Source organism: Flavobacterium sp., from assembly GCF_027490375.1.
GTDB lineage: Bacteria > Bacteroidota > Bacteroidia > Flavobacteriales > Flavobacteriaceae > Flavobacterium.
In genome coordinates, this window is record NZ_JAIXYH010000061.1 from 28,046 (window position 1) to 46,245 (window position 18,200).

Consider the following 18,200-nt stretch of genomic DNA (forward strand, 5'->3'; position numbering starts at 1 on the left):
ATTCAAGTTTTTATAAAAAATCCCCGTTAGTAAGTGCTAACGGGGATTTTCATTTATACCAAACCTAGTCGTCTTGACTCGGCTACTAATTCCGGGTCGCCACCTTTTTTAATGCAGAGGTAATCGCGAATTTGCGCTTTTCGTTTTTCGATAGTCGATTGAGACACGTTCATGAGTTCGGCCAAGTTTTTAGTACGTATACCTTGGCTTAGATAAAAGATAATTCTTCGGTTGTAAAAGTCGAGCACGTGTTCTCTCTCGGCCATATCCTTCATGCATTCGATTGCTGTACGTGTAAAGAACTGCTTGTCTTGCATCATTTCGTGAACGGCTAAGGCGAGCGTTGTTGAGTTTACATCGCTTTTAACTAACAATCCGTTGAGATCGTATTTTTTTGTTAGTTGAAACAAAATCAGATATTCGGTATGTGTAGTTAGCACAGCTATTTTGGTTGAAATAGCTTTTTTCTGAATGATTTCGATTAGGTCGGTTCCGTCTTCAAGACCAAGATCAGGTGCGGCGGGCATTCGTTTATCTACAAAAACGATATCATAGTCGGAAATTCGTTTTTCATCATTTACAATTTTGTAAGCTGATGTCAAATCGTAAGCAGCATCAAAAGTCACTTCGTAACCATACGGATTGGATTGCAAAGCAACTTTACATCCTTCAACTTGCAAAGGATGATCGTCAATAAATAAAATCTTGATGTTCATGGTTGATTGTTGTTTGGTTTTGGTTAATAAATGCATCAGGTACCACCATTCTCAAATGAAAACCTTTACCCATTCCGGTATTGATTTCAAATGTAGCAGAAATTTCGTTACCCCGCACAAGGACATTTGATAAGCCTTTGTTGGGTTTTGGTATTTTTGGAAAATCGAAGCCTTTACCGTCGTCGCCGTAAGAGAATATAAATTTCTGATCTTCGGTAGCTTCTAGTGAGAGTCGTACGCAGTTTGCCTTGGCGTATTTTAAGGTATTGGTGAGCAGTTCTTGCACGATTCTGTAGGTATGCACTTTAACTAATGGATTAAGTGCGTCGAGATTAACCTCATCGTCGATGTGCAGTTTGATGTTGAAATCGACATCTTCTGAAAATTCTTCAATAAAGCGGTGCAACACTGTAGATATTTCTCCATACGCTTCCGATAATTCTCGGAATTGATCGGAGGTTGATCTTCTAATTTCGGAGTTGAGTACATCGAGACTTTTCACTTTCTTGACATATTTGGCTCGTTTATCTTCGGGAACTGAGGGACTAAATTTCAGTAACGCAAGTTTCAGACCCGTCATTTTCCCTAAAACATTATCGTGAAGTTCCCGCGCGATTCTGCTCCGTTCAATAGTCACTCCCGAATGTACACCGATATGCACGTGAGTTCCTTTGGGTCGGTTTTTTCGTGGGTCGAATTTGGGGAGGGGTTTAAATCTGTTCCATAAAAGATAACCAACTATAAGTATCAATGAAGAAAATAGCGCAACTATTGACCACAAAACAAACTTATCAATCTTCTTATTCAAGCGATTATTCTCGCCTACTATTTCATTATAGCTAAGATAAATGGCGGCAGCTGCGTCTCGGTTTCTGTTTATTTTCTTTTGTACAGAATCTGCGACTGAGATTGTTTCTAAATAATTTTCTCTTTCAAGTAATGAGCCTAAAGTTGAACAGAAATACTCCTGTTTTGCTTTCGCATACAAATCCAAATACTCATTTTTCTTCGAAACATCCATTGCATTTTTTGCGAAAATTCTTGCACTATCGCATCGATTTTGCTTGTTATATATCCTTGCTAAATTTATCATGGTGTTGGTAGCAAAGTAATACAAGTTATTCTCGACTTTAAATCTCATCGATTCTTTTATAAACTTAATCTCCTCATCAGTAAGTTTCTGAAGAGGTTTAAGCAGTAAAATATTCGTTCTCGTTGTAAAATTTCTTTCCACGTCGGGAACAGTTTCTTGCAATCTCAATGAAGATTCATATTTCTTTTTAGCTTCTAGAAAATCTCCTTTTTCCTCGGCAAGTAACCCCAAATTATTGAGCACTGTGTACAATTCGTCATTAATTCCTTCCTCAGCCCTTTCTTCAGCAATAATCTTAGCTTTTTCAAGATATGTTTTTGCAAGACTCAACTCAGACAACTTTATTGCAACTAAAGCTGAGAAATTATACCAATCAAAAATATATACCTTGGGGACGTCTGATGCTTCTACAAATTTCAATTTTGATAAAACTTGCAAAGCGGAGTTATAATCATTAACTTCATAAAGGGATTCAGATAATGCGAGAGCGATTTGAAATTTCAGCTTATTATCTTTGATTAAATCCAATCTTTTTGCTGAAAAACTAAGGTTTTTAATTGCTAGCATCACATCTCCGTCTTCTTGCGCTCTTAGACCTAGTAGATAAGATAGATGAACAGAATGGCTACTAGACTCAAAAGGCACAACATTCTTTTCAAGTATTCGTAATACCTTATTAAAATTATGAATGTCAGAATTTACATAGAATTTTCTTGCAATTTTAAAAGCAATCACTCCTGAAAGACTGTCAAAAGATGAATTAATAATTAATTCCTTTGCTTCATCTAGAATTCTTTTTTCATTAGTTGTATTTAAGTCTTCTAGCCTCGATAAAAGTTCAACTTTCTTCCTGTCTGAACTAATACTATTCAACAATTCAAACCTTGAAAAGATGTAATAAATCAATACAGAGAAAAACAAAATTCCTAAAAACAAAGGAATTACAAATTTTATCTTCGTAAAAATGGCTAATTTACTTTTTTCCATACAGCTAAGTTAACTAACGCCTTTTTCTCTCGATTACGGTTTTTCCGTAAATCTTCATATTTTTACAAAAATCATCAAAAATCATTGCAAACATTTGTCATAGGCGATATTCATGGCGCGTTAAGAGCGCTTGAAGAACTGCTACAACAGCTAAATCTTAAGGAACAAGATACATTGATTTTTTTGGGAGACTACGTTGATGGATATAGCGATTCGCCAGCTGTACTGGATTATTTGATTCAACTTGAACGCAAGCAAGCCTGTATTTTTCTTAGAGGAAACCACGACGAACTCTTGTTAAACTGGCTCAATAAAGGCGCTGAGAATCCGCTCTGGTTGCAACACGGCGGATTGAGTACAGTACAAGCTTATCAAAATACAAATGCAAGCACCAAACTGAGACACCGCGATTTCTTGGAGCGTCTAAAACCCTATTACCTGGAAAACAATAAATTATTTGTTCACGCCGGTTTTACTAATTTAAAAGGAGTACAATACGAAATAGATTCGCGACCGTTTTCATGGGATCGTACATTATGGGAGCTCGCTCTTAGTGTAGATAGTAATTTAGCTGTAGACTCAAACAGATATCCCAAACGACTAAAATTGTATCAAGAAATTTACATCGGTCATACTCCGGTTACGCAAATTGGCGCTAACAAACCAACAAACTTTGCCAATGTTTGGAATATAGACACCGGAGCTGGTTTTGGAAACTACCTGAGTGCACTTGAAATAAGCTCTAAAAAAATATACCAAAGTTCAAAAATTTCTGACCTTTATCCCTTAGAAACGGGAAGAACTGCCTAATGCGGATAAGCTATGTAATCATAGAGCGTGATGTTAAAACTGCTATTCGGATACACGATATCCTTGATGAGCAGGGCGACTTCCTATTTCTTGGCTCTTTTGTTGAGGCAGAAAAAGCGATTCCTACACTTTTAGAAAATAAGCCAGACATTATATTCTTGGGCTTGCCCGCCGCTTTGGATAGCAATCAGACGGCGTGGTTTCTGACAGCAGAACTGCGACGCAACCAAATCCCGATTCCGAAAATTGTTGTGCTCAGTGAAACTCAAGAATTTGCCTATCAAGCAATTAAAGAGGGAGTTGTCGATTATCTATTAAAGCCCGTAGACACTACCGAGCTGTTGAAATTCATTTCGAAACTACAGTTAAAGGTAGAATTTACTTCGAATACCCTCTTTCTGAAATCGTATGGCGATTACCGATTTATCAAAATAGCTGACCTGCTATACGCTAAAGCTGATAACAACTCGACCGATTTATATCTGACCAGCGGCGAGAAGATTGCTGCTTTTAAAACTTTAAAGCACTTCGAAAGAACCTTACCGCCTCAATTTGTACGCATTCATAATAGCTATATTGTAAACGCACAGTACATCACCCGAATTCATATAGCAAACAACATTTGCTATTTAAAAGGAAGTAAACTACAACTACCCGTATCAAAATCCTATAAAAACAATCTCGACAGACTTGTTGAGATCATTTTGTCCTTGTAAAACGCAATAAAAAGGGCGAAAATCGTTAAAAATCGGGCTGAAAATGTTAAAATTTTAAATTGACCAATCAAAAGCTGTCGATTAGAAAATTTGTTTCCCTACTTACAACCTAAAGGTTGTAAAAGTTTTTGTAATTCTAAGGCAGATGTACTTTTGGTACATAATAAAGCAAACAAAATTACAAAAATAACCCCAATTTAAGACATTATGAAAAAGTTAGCCATCTTAGTAGTAGTAGCAGTAGTTGCATTAGTAGGTTTAGTATCATACAATGGAAAGGCAAATGTAAGCGAGCCTAAAAATAACGGTCAGATTTTGGCTGACTTAAAGACTGGCAATGGAGACGGAATAACTGTAGTAACAACAAAGAAACGTGATTAAAAAATAATACTTAATTTAAGCCACCTTAAAGGGTGGCTTTTTTTATGAAAAAAATTATCGTATCGCTTGCTGTTATAGTATTGTCATTGTGGAGTTGTGAGGAACAAAACATAAAATCGAAAAAAACAGCACTTCACCAAATCAACATATTACTTGACTCTGCTAACTTGGAAACTCTTGATAAATTCAGTCGATCTAAAATAGCAGATAGAGTTCTGTTAAAGATAAGTGAATGGCCCAATGATTCTTTGAAAACAGCTCTACTTTTTAAAATTGCAAATAGATACTATAATATTAAAGAATTTAAAAATTACTACTCGGTTTCAAAAAGCATACTAAGAAACAGTATTAAAATAAAGGATTCTTCAAGTATTTGCAAGGCGTCATATTATTTAGCTGACTATCACACTGAAATCAACAATGCCGATAGCGCATTCTATTACACTAACTATGGTACAAAAGTTGCGTCAAAAGCTAACCTAAAAGACTACTTATCGCAAGGACAAATAAATAAAGCCTTAATCTTTATTAGTCAGAATGATTATACTTCAGGTGAACGAGAATTATATAAGGTTCTACAATTTTTTAAAAAAAATCCTAATGAAAATATGTTGGTTCAAACTTATGAATTATTAGGCTTGACGTCGATAAATCTACAGCAATATGAGCTAGCAGAAGAATACTATCAAAAATTAATGGCAATTGGAAAAAACTATTCTGACCCTTCTCTAGAGTTTTTATCCGCAAGTGCTTCAAACAACATTGGACTTATAAAATTAAAAGAAAAGGAATACGAAAATGCTGTCGATGTATTTAAAATGGCTATTAAGAGTGATTCACTAAAAAATAAAAGATTTGATATTTATATTACCATTTTCGACAATTTAGAATATACAAGATTTAAATTAAATAAAAAACATAATTATGACAAAACGGCAAGATACCTTATAAGAGCTAAAGACAGTATAAAAGACAGCGAAGGAGCAATAACAACCTTACTTAGATTATCAGAGTATCAACAGCAGTTAAATGATTCGCTCTCAGCTAAAGGAAGCGCAAAACTAGCATACAATAAATCTAGAGAAATTGCCAGTAAGAAAGATCAAACCCTCGCCCTCAAACAACTCATCAAAGTCGATCGCGCCAACGCATCAAAATACGCAGAAGAATATATTAGAATAAGCGACTCCCTTCAGGTTGCCGAACGCCGAATTCGAAACAAACTTGCCCGTATCGAATACGAAACCGATGAACTTATCGTAGAAAAAAACAGCCTGATCGAACAACGAAAATCCATTATTTACATTACTCTGGCACTCCTAACCATCGGGGCTTTCGTGTTCATCATTCGGATACAAATGGCTAAAAACCGAGAACTTATTCTCATTCAACAACAACAAAAAGCCAACGAAGAAATCTACGAACTCATGCTCTCCCAACAAAGCAAAATGGAAGCCGTTCGACAAACTGAAAAACGAAATATCGCCCGGGAACTCCACGACGGCGTACTCGGAAAACTCTTCGGAACCCGACTCAATCTCGGACTACTCAACGAAAAAAATACCGAAAAAGCAGCCGAAGAACGCGTACAATTCATTGAAGAACTCAAGAAAATCGAACAAGAAATCCGCGAAATCTCGCACGACCTAAGCCAAGAAAAAGCGGCCGTCGTCAATAACTTCGTTCTCGTACTAAACGATTACTTCGAAAAACAAAAACATATCGCAAGCGCCAGCATTACGCTCGATATTTCCGATAACATCAAATGGCAAGAAATCGATAACCTGACTAAAATCAACCTGTACCGAATCGTCCAAGAATGCTTACAAAACATCAACAAACACGCACAAGCAACAGAAGCTCACTTCAATATCACTCAAATCGAAAACCAACTGCACCTACAAGTAATTGATAACGGAATCGGGTTTAACGCCAACAAAGAAAAGAAAGGTATCGGACTCAAAAACATCGACCTTCGCGTAAAACAAAGTAAAGCTTCAATGGAAATTTATTCAGAAAAAAACAAAGGGACTACCTTTTTATTTAAATTTCCCTTAACTTCATACGCCTAAAACAAACCTACAAATGAAAAAACATATTCGTCTTTTTATGGTTGACGATCACCCTTTTATACTCAGTGCGTATAAAAATACCGTCGATCGTTTTCGCCCCGACGAATATTCCGTGGCCCACACCGAAGCCGCCGACGCCCGAGAAGCCTACCTCGCCATCAAAAACAACAGCAATTTCGACGTTGCTTTTCTCGATATCAGCATACCTCCAAGCCCCGAACATCACGTCTATTCCGGACTCGACCTCGCCAATATCCTCAAAGAAAAAATGCCTGCCTGCAAAGTCGTTTTGCTAACCATGCACACCGAAAAAGTGCGCTTTCAAGAAGTAATCGATCAAGTAAATCCCGCCGGTCTCATCATTAAAAACGACCTCACCTTCGAAGAATTGCTCAACGCTTTCGAACAAATTCTGCAAAACAACAACTACTACAGCGAGAGCGTCATGAAAATTATTCAAGATAACGATACTACGAACCCGTAAATCCGCGCGCAGTCAACGCTACCGTAGTTCCAGCACGTGTCATTAACTGCTTGCCTGAACCCGCCGGCGTTGTATGACCAATTACCGTCAAATTCGGGTTGCCCTTTATCTTATCAAAGTCGGTCAGCGAAATCGTAAACAACAATTCGTAATCCTCACCTCCGTTTAAAGCAACAGTGGTGGAATCTATATTAAACTCCTCGCAGCACGAAATCAGCTGCGGATCTAAAGGCAATTTCTCCTCATAAATTCGACAACCTAAATCGGCCGCCCTACACAAATGTAAGGCTTCCGAAACCAAACCGTCGGAAATATCAATCATAGCCGTAGGCTTTACCTCTAACTGCTCCAACAAAGTTTTAATATCGGTGCGCGCTTCCGGTTTTAACTGTCGCTCAATTAAATACGTGTACGGTGTTAAATCGGGCTGGTTGTTTGGGTTAGCTAAAAAAACTTGCTTTTCGCGTTCCAAAACTTGCAAGCCCATATACGCCGCACCAATATCGCCTGTAACTACCAGTAAATCCGTTTCTTTTGCTGTACTTCGCAAAACTACTTCCGACTCTTTTGCCTGCGCCACAGCCGTTACCGAAATAATTAAACCCGTAACCGAGCTCGAAGTATCGCCGCCCACTAAATCAACGCCAAAACGCGCACAAGCCAACTGAACTCCTCTGTAAAACTCATCAATGGCCTCTAAAGTAAAGCGGTTGCTTACCGCTATAGAAATCAAAATTTGTTCGGGCTTTACGTTCATGGCGCATAAATCCGATATTCCTACCACAACCGTTTTGTAGCCCAAGTGTTTTAACGGCATAAAACTTAGGTCAAAATGCACGCCTTCAATCAACAACTCTTTCGTTATCAGCGTGTTTTCTTCCGAACGTTGCAACACCGCGGCATCGTCGCCAATACCCAATTTCGAACTGCCATTTTTTAACGGAAATCCTTCCGAAATACGTGCTATCAATCCAAATTCGCCCAGCTGCGCCAACGGTGTTCGCGGCTGATTCTTATCTTCTAACATGCGCTAAAATTTTCAGCTAAGGTACACAAACCAACAGCGCTATTCGCCTTTTGCAAGTGCCGATTTCTGTTTTTTGGGCACATCCCGCCGCAACAATTTCGTGGAAATACAATAACGCGGCTGGTCGGGTTTTTCGCTGCAAGGCGCACCGTTCCAAAACCGTTTCGCCAAACTGCGGCACGGCTTCCGTTGGTCGCCGCTCCGCAGCAGGCTGCACAGCTTTTGGCTCGGCACGGCTTTCCGCTGCAACCCCTTGTGCAAAAATGTGCACAGAAAAAAGTGCAAACGAGCATTGGTAGCTGGAACAGGTCGGGGTTAAAAATCATGAAACAAGCAGCTGTTTTCAAATCTGCATCCTACAACAATCATTAATAGTGTTCATCTATCAACTAAAAAACCGCCTCAACATTAAGGCGGTTTTTTAATGAAAACGTTTTATCACTACAACGCAAGTTTGATGTGTGCTAGCGAACATTTTAAAACCACCAACATTTATGTGAGTAAACAAACAAGAATGACCAAAAAAACGGTTGGAATTTAGAAAGATTTTTTATGAAAAATAAAGTTTGAGATACTAAAAAGTAAGTTAGATACGTTAGCCCATTATACTTGCATTTTAATAACACTGTAGTTCAATATTTAGGAAGCAAAATTTTATAGTATGAGCGAGTTTTTTTGTTGTAAAAAATTACTTATAAAAAGAAAGTTAAATTTTTAAATAAAGTTTTAAGGAATTGTTTTTTTTTCATTTGTGTACGGTATCACACTTAACTTATTTATTAATTTAAATTTTTAATTTATGAAAAGATTGATTTTCACAGCTTTATTTGGCTTGATGGCAACAATGAGCTTTGCCGATGGCCAGCCTGTTTCAAGTTCAAAATCTACCAACGAAAACGCCCCATCTAATACCGTTTGTTGTACGCGACGAGTAACGGTAATCGACGGAGAAGGAAATTCTAATACCACAATTGCCACAAGATGTGTTACTTCAACAGGTGATTTCAACATTGATATGGGTCAAGCTTGCGCCAACGCGTTGAACGCCGCGAGAAGAATGGTAAGTTTAGCACCACTTTAATAAATCTTGGCCAGACTGGTCATCATAGTCTGGCCTATTTTCTTTTAAATTATGAAAAATTACTTTGTTTTTGTTTTTCTGGCTTACTGTAGTATCCTGTTTGGTCAAACCGAATCGTACCAAATTACCTACAACTCTAACCTAAACGATGCAGGCAATCCAAAAGGCGGAACTGAATACATCAGAGGAGAGTTATTCACAAATGGTGAGAATAGTATCTATATAGAACACATAAAGGATACTATTGTTTCCTTGCCAGATGGAGATGTTTTTGAATCGAAAGCAAACAATTTCCCCAAGCCGTACGTTAAGGATTTAAAATCAAAATCAATTCGATATAATGCTCGTCATTTCAAAGGTGCTATTATCGACGACAAAAGCATTGATTTTAACTGGAAACTTCAGGACGAAACTCTAGACATTTTGGGATACAAATGCTTAAGCGCAAAGTGTACTTTTAGAGGCCGAACATTTATTGCTTACTATCTTCCCGATTTACCAATAAACGATGGTCCCTTCAAGTTTATGGGACTTCCAGGCATCATTTTAAAAGTGGTCTCGGAAGACAAAGCAGTGAACATTGAGGCGGTATCGATCACAATGGGAGTTACCATTCCTAAAGATCCTCTTATTGAGAAGAAAGAAATCATTTCATACCAAGAAGCAATAAAAAAATTCAAAGCTTTTGTGGAAACTGTAGAGCAAAATGCCGCAAATGAAGGTGACGATGGCTTTAAAATCCTTTCACACTACATAGAATGCTATAATTAAATGAGGGTACTTAACTACTTTATTTTATTGATTTTTATTTGCAATAGTAAATTACTATTTGCTCAACAAGTTAAAGGAAATTTAGTAAATTATTTAGGAGTTAGTTTAAAAGAAACCTTTATTGTCGCCAAATTAAAATCAAATGAAACATTTCAGTTAAAAACAAAAACCGATAGTTTAGGCAATTTTAAATTTTTTGCATTCCCTAAAAACGATACTATTTCGCTATGGCTCGTTCGCCGTTCCGGTTTAGAATTTTTACACCGTTTTTACTACGATAAAAGCAAAACTTACCAACTCGAACTAACAGCTTCAAATAATGAAGAACAACCCGAAATTTTAGAAGAGGTTAAAATTCAAACCAAACAATCACCAGTAAAAATAAAAGGTGATACCACTAAGTTCAAAATTGCCAATATAATCGATGGCTCAGAAAAGGTATTGGAAGATGTTTTGGTAAAACTTCCAGGCGTGAAAATAAGCGATAATGGCGCAATTACTTTTAAAGGGAAAGCGATAAGCACCATTTTAATTGACGGGCAAAATCTTTTTGATCACGCGTATCAAACCGGTTCAAAAAATATATCAAGTGAATTGATTGCCCAAATTGAAGCGATCGAAAATTATACACAAAACAGCGTCCTAAGCAGCTTTGATAAAGGAACAGAAACCGTTTTAAACGTAAATCTGCAAAAAAACGGCGCTGATTATTTTGGAACAATTGACATTGGTGGCGGTATAAAAAATCGATTCAAACTCAAAGCAACAAACTTTGTAACCAACGCAAATATTAAATTATTTACCGTGCACGCTTGGAACAATGTAAATGAAAATGCGATTAATACCGATGCATTAGACAATCAAATGTCTAATCTGGCTAATACAAATGTGCAAGTAATTCCTAACTTGAGGATAGCAAGCACGTTAAGTGCGCCACTAAGCGACTCAAAATACGTTATCGATGAAGCACTAATTGCAAATAGTGCCAGCTTTGTCAGTAAAATACGAAACCATAAACTTCGGGTGCAATTATCGCAAATTCATAAAACCGCTTCCTTACAAAATGAAACATCGTTAATACTCACAGGCGAAAATCCAATATCTATTTCAACTTCAACCCAAAATAACGCTACAATTAAGGCCTACAACGGACAAATAAATTGGGTTGGTCGAAGTACAAAAAACGTTTACTTCGAATCAAACACGCTCTTTAACGCGGCAAAAAACCAGCTTTTAATTGGTGGTGATAACAATGGAATCAAACAAAATCTAGAGAACAGTCCAACTAACTTTGGGGCTTCTAACATAACACAACTGTCACTGCTTTTAGGTGAAGGTATGATTTTAGACTCGAAAACATACGTTTCAATTGGCAGCACCAAAGAAAATACTTCAATAACGAACCCCTCTGAATCTGCTAATTTTTCTAACTTTATCTTAAATGAACAAAACACCAATACCAAACTTTTTAATGCGGGCTTCAAATCAGAGCTACTTTACAAAAAGAACCAATTGCTAGTTAAAGTTCCTGTAGATCTTCAATTTTCACAACAAAACTTCGACACGTCGTTTGAAACTTCTCAAATACAAAATCCTCTGTTCGTCGCTGGAAACGGAACTTACACGTATACCATTGGTAGCGCTTCTCCGAATTTTAAAGTATCTTCAAAGACGTTCTCTGTAAACGCAGGTACAAAAGTTTCAATCTTTACCAGGGCGATTTCTGAAACTACAACGCCCGCTTTTAAACGATCGGATTTTCTAGTAGAGCCTTTTATACAACTTAACACGCTATTAAACTCTAAATCAAAAATTATTGCCATGGGTCAAATTAACCGACCCATTATTCCATTAAATCACGCCATTTCATTAACTCGTTTACAAGGCTTTAGAAACCTTACAACATTTAATCTCGCAGCCGAAATTCCACGAAATTACAATGCTAATCTGAGCTATAACTACCACAATTTTTACACGGCAACGTATTTAACTGCGCAATTATCACACACACAGTCCAATTATAACTTTATTCCTTATTTCGATTTTACCAATTCGTACCAACTAATTCGAAATATACAGCAGCGCCTTGGCAGCACCGTTTCAAGCTTTACAAACGATTTAGATACCTACATTCCCTGGCTAAAATCCTCATTAAAAACAACATTTTCTGCTTCTAAATCTAAAAATTACATCGCTATAAATTCTACCGAAGTACTACCCAACGAAGGAACTTTTTACTCTAGCAGTATCGGACTAAAATTCGCAAACAAAAAACGAAACATTCGATTAGAAACGCAAGCTGAATTTTCTAAAAGCTCGTTCGATTTTTCAGGAATGGAACAAAGTCAAATCGGACTTAACTACTCTGTTAAACTCCATTATAATTTCCAAAAAAAGTTGTTTTTTAGAATCGAAAACAACTATTGGCGACCCGATTTATCGATAAAAGATGCGTTTTCTTTTTTGGATTTCTCCACAGATTACTCATTTAAAAAACACAAAATCGATATCGGCTTAACTGGACGAAACATCCTAAACGTCAAGTCTATATCAATGCGAACAATCGATAATACTGGATCGATGACCTTTCAAACAAATACTATCGGACGAATTGTGTTGTTTTTTGTGCGTTTTGAAATCAAGTAAAGCGCCTTCGAATAAAAAATGCCAGACGTTTCTGCCTGGCACTCGCTTTAATTTATATCAATTCTAATAATCGGTTTTCGTTTGATTGAAATTGCTGTGAAACAAAGTTTCAAAAATCCAAACATCAAAGAATCATTATAGAATAATGCACCGAAATTTCTTTAAACTACTCAGTAAACCAAACTATTAATCATTCAACTTCAAAACTGCCATAAACGCCGACTGCGGAATCTCTACATTACCTACTTGTCTCATGCGTTTTTTACCTGCTTTTTGCTTCTCTAAAAGTTTGCGTTTACGCGAAATATCTCCACCGTAACATTTTGCCGTTACGTCTTTTCTCAGTGCTTTAATCGTTTCGCGTGCAATAATCTTCGCCCCGATAGCCGCTTGAATCGGAATATCAAACTGCTGGCGTGGTATCAATTCGCGTAGCTTTTCGCACATCTTTTTTCCGATGTTATACGCGTTATCTTCGTGAATCAAGGCCGAAAGTGCATCGACATTTTGTCCGTTTAGCAATACGTCTAATCGCACTAAACGCGACTGTCGCATACCAATCGGATGGTAATCAAACGAAGCGTATCCTTTTGAAACGGTCTTTAAACGATCGTAAAAATCGAAAACAATCTCCGCCAAGGGCATATCGAAATTTAATTCAACACGCTCCGGAGTCAAATAGGTTTGGTTGGTAATTTGTCCGCGTTTTTCAATACACAAACTCATTACCTGGCCCACGAAATCGCTTTTGGTAATCACCGTTGCTTTAATGTACGGTTCTTCAACGCGATCCAAGCGCGACGGCTCGGGCAAATCACTCGGATTATTTACAATAAACGCAGCATCCGGGTCTTTCTTCGTGTAAGCATAGTAACTTACGTTAGGTACTGTGGTAATTACCGTTTGGTTAAACTCGCGCTCCAAACGTTCTTGGATGATTTCCATGTGCAACATGCCCAAAAATCCGCAACGGAATCCAAAGCCAAGTGCCGCCGAACTTTCGGCCTGAAACACCAACGATGCGTCGTTTAATTGCAACTTCTCCATGCTGGCGCGCAAATCTTCGTAATCTTCGGTTTCAACCGGATAAATTCCTGCAAAAACCATCGGCTTTACGTCTTCAAAACCAGTAATCATTTCCTGAGTTGGGTTCAAAGCATCGGTAATTGTATCACCTACTTTTACTTCTTTCGCTTCCTTAATTCCCGAAATCAAATAGCCCACATCGCCGGCGCCAATTTGCTGTTTCGGAACTTGGTTGAGTTTAAGCGTTCCAACCTCATCGGCAAAATATTCCTTGCCCGTGGCCATGAATTTAATTTTCTGGCCTTTCTTGATAACGCCGTTATTCACGCGGAAAATAACTTCAATACCGCGAAACGGATTGTAGTGCGAATCGAAAATCAATGCCTGTAACGGCTCATCTTCAGCTCCTTTCGGCGGCGGAATGCGCTCGATGATGGCTGCTAAAATTTGTTCTACGCCCAAACCAGTTTTTCCGGAGGCAGGAATAATTTCGTCGTGCTTACAACCTAGCAAGTCAACAATATCATCGCTAACTTCTTCGGGATTCGCACTCGGTAAATCAATTTTGTTCAAAACCGGAATAATTTCTAAGTCGTTTTCCAAAGCGAGATACAGGTTCGAAATCGTTTGTGCCTGAATGCTTTGCGCAGCATCTACAATAAGTAAAGCACCTTCGCAAGCGGCAATCGAACGAGATACTTCGTAGGAAAAATCTACGTGTCCCGGTGTATCAATTAAATTCAAGATGTATTTCTCGCCCTTGTAGGTATATTCCATTTGAATCGCGTGACTCTTAATGGTAATCCCACGCTCGCGCTCCAAATCCATATTGTCTAACAACTGCGCTTTCTCCTCTCGTGCCGAAACTGTTTGCGTAGCACTAAGCAGCCGGTCGGCTAAAGTACTTTTACCGTGATCGATATGCGCGATAATGCAAAAATTTCTGATGTTCTTCATTTGCTTTTTCTTTCTTTTTTGGGCGTTCCGGCGCGAAAATAATGCGTCGGAAGATGTTTGTGCGTCCGCGCCGTCAGGCTTTCCGCTGTAGCCCCTCTTTCATCGGGGGCTGCCGCTTCACCCGAGGCTACAGCCGAATTGACCGCAAGGTAATCCTTAACGCGAAAAATCGTTACCGAAAATCGTTACCGAAAATCGTTACCGAAAATCGTGCAAATATATTCATTAATTACGGGCTTTATGCTTGAACTATTCACAACTTATTGTGATATTTCGGCAAATTTTTTGGGTTTTTTCACCGTTTGCAAATCTTTTTTTAAACCAAACCCAATTGCTTGTATCTACTATCGATCAACGCCCGATAACGTTGCTGGTATTCGACCGACACAAAACTCTTTTTCAAGACGTCGAGCATTTCGGGTTTTGCGTACACAAACAAGTCTAAGGTATTGTCTAAGTATCGTTTACTCAATCCGCAATTCTCAAACGCGGCACTAAAATCTTTATAACCAATTTTTCGCTTTTTCGCGTTTAAGGTCAGTGCCAATTCTTCGGTATCACCCGGATTCACCAAAGCCGTTGGAACTAAATCGTAGGCCGGAGCAAGTACTAAACCCTGCCCACACTTCTCGAGCAGCGAAAAATTCTTTAAATGCATATCGGCGTTTCCGGTAAAAAAACTAAACAAAACCAGCTCAAAGAAATTACCTACATCCAACAACGGCGAACTCGAATACTTCAAGATCAACTTTGCAACTTGTTCATGGCTCCCTTTGTACTTGTCCTCGGTAAGCCGTTCGCTAAGCTGGCACATGTCTTCCATATGCAACTTTTCGTTTCGGGTTCGATCAACGCGTTTCGTGATGTAACACAACGTGCCGTCTTGCAAATACAACAAGCTGTGCGGAACCACTAGCAAACCACAAACCTGCGCCATGTGCATACTTACGCTTTCCAACTCGGGCAGTTGCGGGTAAAACTCCGACGGTGGTTTAAGTATATAATCACCGTACAAACCAACGATTGTTAACTTTTTAGTCAGATTTTTCGAGGCTTTTCGATACAAACTCAACGATACTTTGGCTTGAACTCCTGTAACAGCCATCTGACTTTGGATTACTTGTGTGGCAAGTTCTTGTAAATCTGCTAAACCATAGTGCAATTCGGGTGTTTTTAACTGTCCGTAAAAGCGTTTATTGCACGCTTGATGTACTGTTGCGTTGCCTTCGTTTAGCGGTTCGTAACAATGCAAACAGCGCGTTCCATAAAAAGCAGGCGGTTCTTGCACCAGATTTACTGCTGCCAAATTTCGCTCTAAATATTTCTTTTTATAGTTCTTCATGTTCTAAAACGCTAACTGCGCCAATGCTGTCTTTACAACAGGCTAAAAGCAATCCCATCCGATCGCGGTAATTTATTTTCCAGTTTCTTTCTGCCAAATCAAGCAACCAACCTTCGGGTATCAATCCGTCAAAAAATGCGAATAAGGTTTTGCTGTTGTATGGTTCTTTTTGCAAGGGTAAAGTCACGCTTACTGGCGTCGCTGCCGGATTTGTCAAGTAAGAAGCATCGTAAGTAAAGGTGTAGCCGCGCTCGTTTTCAAGCAAGTAGCCACAATAATGTCCTTTTACGAAGATGTTTGCCTTTCTATTCATCTTGTTTCAACAATAAATCTCGATCAAGTGCAACCGGACCCAAAGTTTCGCCGAACAATCGCAACACGTCGTTCACTTTATCCATTCGTAAGGTTGTTTTTCCTTGTTCTAAACCGCGCACAAAACGCAGGCCTACTCCCGCTTTTAACGCAAGTTCGGGCTGCGTCAACCTGTTTTGCTTTCGCTTTAATTTGATGTGCTTACTCAAAGGCGTCAGATTTTCTTTCATTTTTATACCTTTTCAACTACAAAAATATCATTTTATCGTTTAAAAATAGCATAAAAGGTATAATTTTTATACCAATTATATTTTTTATACCTTTTATAGTATAAATATAGATTCTCAACTTACTTTTATGCTATTTATGGTATAAAAATTCGATCTAAACCTAAAAGGTAATTGCGTCGATTCGAAATTTGCGCAAACAAATCTGACCATACAGTTCCTGCTCCACCAAGTTAGTACCAACTCGGCTTTGTTTAGTAACTTTGCCAAAAATACCCGCAATGGTTACGATTGGAAATATCCAACTTCCCGACTTTCCGCTTTTGCTTGCTCCGATGGAGGATGTCAGTGATCCGCCGTTTCGCAGACTTTGCAAAGCGCACGGTGCCGATTTGATGTATTCGGAATTTATTTCCAGCGAAGGACTAATTCGAAATGCAATTAAGAGTCGGCAGAAACTCGATATTTTTGATTACGAGCGTCCGGTTGGAATCCAGATTTTTGGCGGCGATGAAGAAGCTATGGGCATGTCGTCGGAGATTGTTAGCGCGGTAAATCCGGATTTAATCGATATTAATTTTGGTTGTCCGGTGAAGAAGGTTGTTTGTAAAGGTGCCGGAGCGGGCGTTCTAAAGGACGTTGATTTAATGGTACGTTTAACCAAAGCCGTTATCAAAGGAACGCATTTGCCCGTAACGGTGAAAACGCGTTTGGGTTGGGATGAAAACAGCATTAACATTGATGAAGTTGCCGAGCGTTTGCAAGACGTGGGCATTCAAGCACTGTCGATTCATGCCCGAACACGAGCACAGATGTACAAGGGTGAAGCCGACTGGTCGCATATTGCACGCGTAAAAAACAATCCGAGAATTACGATTCCGATTTTTGGAAATGGAGATATTGATTCGCCTGAAAAAGCCGTGGAATACAAAAACCGCTACGGCGTTGATGGCGTTATGATTGGCCGTGCGGCGATTGGCTATCCGTGGATTTTCAACGAAATCAAGCATTACATGAAAACCGGCGAACGCCGTGCAGAGCCTAGCTTTTCGGATCGTGTCGAAGCTGCTGAAAACCATCTGAAATGGGCCATGGAATGGAAAGGCGAACGTTTGGGAATTGTTGAAACGCGACGCCACTATACCAATTATTTTAAAGGTATCCACGGATTTAAAGAATACCGCCAACGTTTAGTTACCACCGACGATGCTGTTGGTTTAGCTGATTTGTTTTTGGAAATCCGCGATAAATTTGCTGTTGTCGATACGTTCTAAACACACGTATTGGTGCACTTTGCCCGCAATAACGACTGCAACGAAAACCAAAACGCTTTAAAAAGCCTAAAACCTGAACTCGATTAAAAATCTTTGTCAGATCGCGGTTTAACAATACATTGAGATTTAGACTAACACAAAATCTGTGTAAATCGAGGCCGCTAAACATTTAAACGGTCGCTTACTTCGTTGCATTTATTTGCGATACTACAGTATCCCAAATAAAGTGCGCCTTGTAATCAACCATTTAAATATTTTCTGACTTTAATTTTTAAACC

16 protein-coding genes are annotated in these 18,200 nt (G+C 38.6%); 9 read left to right on the top strand and 7 right to left on the bottom strand.

Annotation, left to right across the window (positions count from 1 at the left end; translation table 11 throughout):
• Positions 1 to 53: 53 nt before the first annotated feature.
• Positions 54 to 716, bottom strand: a complete 663-nt coding sequence (locus Q0064_RS08330) for a response regulator (RefSeq protein ID WP_298147063.1) — start codon at positions 714 to 716, stop codon at positions 54 to 56.
• Positions 691 to 2,796: a tetratricopeptide repeat-containing sensor histidine kinase gene (locus Q0064_RS08335; RefSeq protein WP_298147066.1), complete on the bottom strand. Its 2,106-nt coding sequence runs from the start codon at positions 2,794 to 2,796 to the stop codon at positions 691 to 693. Before Q0064_RS08335 ends, Q0064_RS08330 begins: the two co-directional genes overlap by 26 nt.
• Positions 2,797 to 2,880: 84 nt before the next feature.
• Between Q0064_RS08335 and Q0064_RS08340 the strand changes: the two genes are divergently transcribed.
• The 5 genes from Q0064_RS08340 (at position 2,881) to Q0064_RS08360 (ending at position 7,259) form a co-directional block, all read left to right on the top strand.
• Positions 2,881 to 3,606 carry a metallophosphoesterase gene (locus Q0064_RS08340; protein ID WP_298147069.1) on the top strand — a complete coding sequence of 242 codons (726 nt, stop codon included), beginning with the start codon at positions 2,881 to 2,883 and terminating at the stop codon, positions 3,604 to 3,606.
• Complete coding sequence (locus tag Q0064_RS08345) at positions 3,606 to 4,322, top strand: LytTR family DNA-binding domain-containing protein (protein WP_298147071.1); 717 nt, start codon at positions 3,606 to 3,608, stop codon at positions 4,320 to 4,322. The genes Q0064_RS08340 and Q0064_RS08345 overlap by 1 nt, the downstream gene beginning before the upstream one ends.
• 207 nt (positions 4,323 to 4,529) lie before the next feature.
• A complete protein-coding gene (locus Q0064_RS08350) occupies positions 4,530 to 4,703 on the top strand; it encodes a hypothetical protein (protein WP_298147074.1) in 174 nt (57 codons plus the stop codon).
• A 44-nt stretch (positions 4,704 to 4,747) separates the two neighbouring features.
• Positions 4,748 to 6,775: a tetratricopeptide repeat-containing sensor histidine kinase gene (locus tag Q0064_RS08355; protein ID WP_298147077.1), complete on the top strand. Its 2,028-nt coding sequence runs from the start codon at positions 4,748 to 4,750 to the stop codon at positions 6,773 to 6,775.
• A gap of 13 nt (positions 6,776 to 6,788) precedes the next feature.
• Positions 6,789 to 7,259, top strand: coding sequence for a response regulator (locus tag Q0064_RS08360; RefSeq protein ID WP_298147080.1), 471 nt, complete (start codon positions 6,789 to 6,791; stop codon positions 7,257 to 7,259).
• On the opposite strand, the gene thiL is transcribed toward Q0064_RS08360, so the two are convergent.
• Positions 7,246 to 8,286: a thiamine-phosphate kinase gene (gene thiL / locus Q0064_RS08365; protein WP_298147083.1), complete on the bottom strand. Its 1,041-nt coding sequence runs from the start codon at positions 8,284 to 8,286 to the stop codon at positions 7,246 to 7,248. The two genes, Q0064_RS08360 and thiL, sit on opposite strands and share 14 nt — an antisense overlap.
• 799 nt (positions 8,287 to 9,085) lie before the next feature.
• On the opposite strand from thiL, the gene Q0064_RS08370 reads away from it, so the two are divergent.
• From Q0064_RS08370 to Q0064_RS08380, 3 genes are read left to right on the top strand one after another with little or no spacing between them, the layout of a single operon-like run.
• Positions 9,086 to 9,367, top strand: coding sequence for a hypothetical protein (locus Q0064_RS08370; RefSeq protein WP_298147086.1), 282 nt, complete (start codon positions 9,086 to 9,088; stop codon positions 9,365 to 9,367).
• A 51-nt stretch (positions 9,368 to 9,418) separates the two neighbouring features.
• Positions 9,419 to 10,138: a GLPGLI family protein gene (locus tag Q0064_RS08375; protein ID WP_298147089.1), complete on the top strand. Its 720-nt coding sequence runs from the start codon at positions 9,419 to 9,421 to the stop codon at positions 10,136 to 10,138.
• Positions 10,139 to 12,784, top strand: a complete 2,646-nt coding sequence (locus tag Q0064_RS08380; protein ID WP_298147092.1) for a hypothetical protein — start codon at positions 10,139 to 10,141, stop codon at positions 12,782 to 12,784.
• Positions 12,785 to 12,970: 186 nt separating this feature from the next.
• Here Q0064_RS08380 and lepA read toward each other — a convergent pair whose 3' ends face one another.
• The 4 genes from lepA to Q0064_RS08400 all read right to left on the bottom strand — a co-directional run bounded on the left by lepA (position 12,971) and on the right by Q0064_RS08400 (position 16,651).
• The gene (gene lepA, locus Q0064_RS08385; RefSeq protein ID WP_094486512.1) at positions 12,971 to 14,767 is read right to left on the bottom strand and encodes a translation elongation factor 4; all 1,797 of its coding nucleotides are present in this window, start codon (positions 14,765 to 14,767) and stop codon (positions 12,971 to 12,973) included.
• A 316-nt stretch (positions 14,768 to 15,083) separates the two neighbouring features.
• A complete protein-coding gene (locus Q0064_RS08390; protein WP_298147095.1) occupies positions 15,084 to 16,109 on the bottom strand; it encodes a HipA domain-containing protein in 1,026 nt (341 codons plus the stop codon).
• A complete protein-coding gene (locus tag Q0064_RS08395) occupies positions 16,096 to 16,422 on the bottom strand; it encodes a HipA N-terminal domain-containing protein (protein WP_298147097.1) in 327 nt (108 codons plus the stop codon). The genes Q0064_RS08390 and Q0064_RS08395 overlap by 14 nt, the downstream gene beginning before the upstream one ends.
• Complete coding sequence (locus Q0064_RS08400; protein WP_298147099.1) at positions 16,415 to 16,651, bottom strand: type II toxin-antitoxin system Y4mF family antitoxin; 237 nt, start codon at positions 16,649 to 16,651, stop codon at positions 16,415 to 16,417. Before Q0064_RS08400 ends, Q0064_RS08395 begins: the two co-directional genes overlap by 8 nt.
• A 278-nt stretch (positions 16,652 to 16,929) precedes the next feature.
• Here Q0064_RS08400 and dusB point away from each other — a divergent pair, with 278 nt between their 5' ends.
• A complete protein-coding gene (dusB, locus tag Q0064_RS08405) occupies positions 16,930 to 17,922 on the top strand; it encodes a tRNA dihydrouridine synthase DusB (RefSeq protein ID WP_298147102.1) in 993 nt (330 codons plus the stop codon).
• Positions 17,923 to 18,200: the final 278 nt, after the last annotated feature.

What these genes read in the sequence shown, in the direction of transcription:
- Q0064_RS08330 (WP_298147063.1), bottom strand. Translation starts at nt 716, where the DNA reads ATGAACATCAAGATTTTATTTATTGACGATCATCCTTTGCAAGTTGAA.
- Q0064_RS08335 (WP_298147066.1), bottom strand. Translation starts at nt 2,796, where the DNA reads ATGGAAAAAAGTAAATTAGCCATTTTTACGAAGATAAAATTTGTAATT.
- Q0064_RS08345 (WP_298147071.1), top strand. Translation starts at nt 3,606, where the DNA reads ATGCGGATAAGCTATGTAATCATAGAGCGTGATGTTAAAACTGCTATT.
- Q0064_RS08350 (WP_298147074.1), top strand. Translation starts at nt 4,530, where the DNA reads ATGAAAAAGTTAGCCATCTTAGTAGTAGTAGCAGTAGTTGCATTAGTA.
- Q0064_RS08355 (WP_298147077.1), top strand. Translation starts at nt 4,748, where the DNA reads ATGAAAAAAATTATCGTATCGCTTGCTGTTATAGTATTGTCATTGTGG.
- Q0064_RS08360 (WP_298147080.1), top strand. Translation starts at nt 6,789, where the DNA reads ATGAAAAAACATATTCGTCTTTTTATGGTTGACGATCACCCTTTTATA.
- thiL (WP_298147083.1), bottom strand. Translation starts at nt 8,286, where the DNA reads ATGTTAGAAGATAAGAATCAGCCGCGAACACCGTTGGCGCAGCTGGGC.
- Q0064_RS08370 (WP_298147086.1), top strand. Translation starts at nt 9,086, where the DNA reads ATGAAAAGATTGATTTTCACAGCTTTATTTGGCTTGATGGCAACAATG.
- Q0064_RS08375 (WP_298147089.1), top strand. Translation starts at nt 9,419, where the DNA reads ATGAAAAATTACTTTGTTTTTGTTTTTCTGGCTTACTGTAGTATCCTG.
- Q0064_RS08380 (WP_298147092.1), top strand. Translation starts at nt 10,139, where the DNA reads ATGAGGGTACTTAACTACTTTATTTTATTGATTTTTATTTGCAATAGT.
- lepA (WP_094486512.1), bottom strand. Translation starts at nt 14,767, where the DNA reads ATGAAGAACATCAGAAATTTTTGCATTATCGCGCATATCGATCACGGT.
- Q0064_RS08390 (WP_298147095.1), bottom strand. Translation starts at nt 16,109, where the DNA reads ATGAAGAACTATAAAAAGAAATATTTAGAGCGAAATTTGGCAGCAGTA.
- Q0064_RS08395 (WP_298147097.1), bottom strand. Translation starts at nt 16,422, where the DNA reads ATGAATAGAAAGGCAAACATCTTCGTAAAAGGACATTATTGTGGCTAC.
- Q0064_RS08400 (WP_298147099.1), bottom strand. Translation starts at nt 16,651, where the DNA reads ATGAAAGAAAATCTGACGCCTTTGAGTAAGCACATCAAATTAAAGCGA.
- dusB (WP_298147102.1), top strand. Translation starts at nt 16,930, where the DNA reads ATGGTTACGATTGGAAATATCCAACTTCCCGACTTTCCGCTTTTGCTT.